The sequence below is a fragment of the Lentilactobacillus parafarraginis DSM 18390 = JCM 14109 genome (genome assembly GCF_001435895.1).
GTDB classification, from domain to species: Bacteria; Bacillota; Bacilli; order Lactobacillales; family Lactobacillaceae; genus Lentilactobacillus; species Lentilactobacillus parafarraginis.
Genome location: NZ_AZFZ01000156.1, coordinates 1 through 1681 on the forward strand (window position 1 = coordinate 1; position 1681 = coordinate 1681).

1 protein-coding gene is annotated in these 1681 nt (G+C 45.9%); it reads left to right on the plus strand.

Going from position 1 to position 1681, the window contains the following annotated elements:
• Nucleotides 1–147 precede the first annotated feature (147 nt).
• Nucleotides 148–1596 carry a DDE-type integrase/transposase/recombinase gene (locus FD47_RS14420; protein WP_056980837.1) on the plus strand — a complete coding sequence of 483 codons (1449 nt, stop codon included), beginning with the start codon at nucleotides 148–150 and terminating at the stop codon, nucleotides 1594–1596.
• Nucleotides 1597–1681 lie beyond the last annotated feature (85 nt).

The following is a 1681-nucleotide window of genomic DNA, read 5'->3' on the forward strand; positions in this document are numbered from 1 at the left end:
CGTAATGTCTAAAGTTCCTAAGTTTTATCCTCGATTATCCTTGTCATATCAACGCTAAACAAAAAACACTTGCCTTCCCCCTAAAGTTCCAGCATAGTGTAAGCACCACACAAACACAAAAACTGAACCAGAAAGGGATCTAGACAAGTGCTTACACAATTATTAGCGTATTTAGTTAAGATAATCAAGCTTCAACAACAATTTATTTTGATTCTAATGACCCAACTGGCAAATATTTATCTTCATTCCAAAACGCCACGGCTAGAAAGCCCGACCTATCGACGTTTCAACCAATTCAAAGCTGATGATAAGCTGCCGCTTCTCCAGGCAAATATCCACAAAAACCAACTGAATTACCAGGAATTATTAGTAGCTTATCAAGCAAAGCACGGCAAGCCGTTAAAACCGGTTAACCATCGGCAGGCGTTTGCCTTCCCGCGACAAACCTGTCCCGGGTGTGGCGCACCAAGTCAATACTTGTATGCCAATGGCGGTGGTGATAAGAGCTCATTACTCCTCTGCAAGATTTGCCAAACCAGCTTCAACCCGGAAAAACGTTATCGTAAAGAAGTCGTGCTTCGCTGTCCCGACTGCCAAAACAAACTGGAACTTGCGAAGCAGCGGGCCAACTTCAAGGTATGGCGGTGCAATAATCGTCACTGCCCTCATCGCAAACGTGAGCTGGCCAAACTAAATTCCAGTCAATACCAGGAATACTTAAAGCGGCCATCACAATTCAAGTTACGGTACATCTATCGGGAATACGCTTTTAAAATTCGCCAAATAGCCCCGCAATCATCCGCGCAATCTCGGGTTGACCTCAGTCGCATTCAGGCCTCACCACAAGTGCTGGGATTAATCCTCAGCTACTATGTGAACTATGGCATCTCCGCTGCCAAGACTGCCGCGTTAATGTACGACATCCATGGCATCAAGATTTCCAAGCAAACCATTCTCAATTACGCACAAGCCGTGGCGGCCAATGTTCGACCCTTCCTGGATAATTATCCGTATCAGCTTTCCAGCCAATTGGTGGGTGACGAAACTTATCTGCGCGTGAAAGGAAAATGGCACTATCTGTTCTACTTCTATGACGTGAACAAAAAAATTATCCTGGCAGATTACGTGACCCCCAAGCGAACCACTGAATCAGCGTGCATCGCGATCTATCAAGTCCTCAAAAAGTATCAAGTGATTCCTGAGAACCTGCGGTTCACGGTTGACGATAATCCCATCTATCGAGTGGCCAGACTATATTATGCACATCAGGAAGGCATCAACTTCGACCTTAATATCGTTAAAGGCTTAACCAACGAAACCGAGGTGGCGAAGGAATATCGCCCCGCCAAGCAAACCATTGAACGCTTAAATCGCTCACTGAAAGCTAATTATCGCCCAATGGGGGGCTTTAAGTCAGCCAGCGGCTCTATCACTTACGTGACGCTGTATTCACTCTGCCATAATTTTTTACGCCCCCATCAAAGTCTGGGATACCATCCACCAGTTGAAGTTCCTGAATTAACGGGACTTACCCGCATGCCAGACAAGTGGTTGAGACTCATCAAACTCGCTCAAGAACAGCTACCAACCGCTTGATTTTGGTAATTGGAGCCCGGTGGTTCGTTATCGTCAAATGGCGGTAGCGAACACTTGACAAGCCGAAAAGCCAATGGGTTAAACT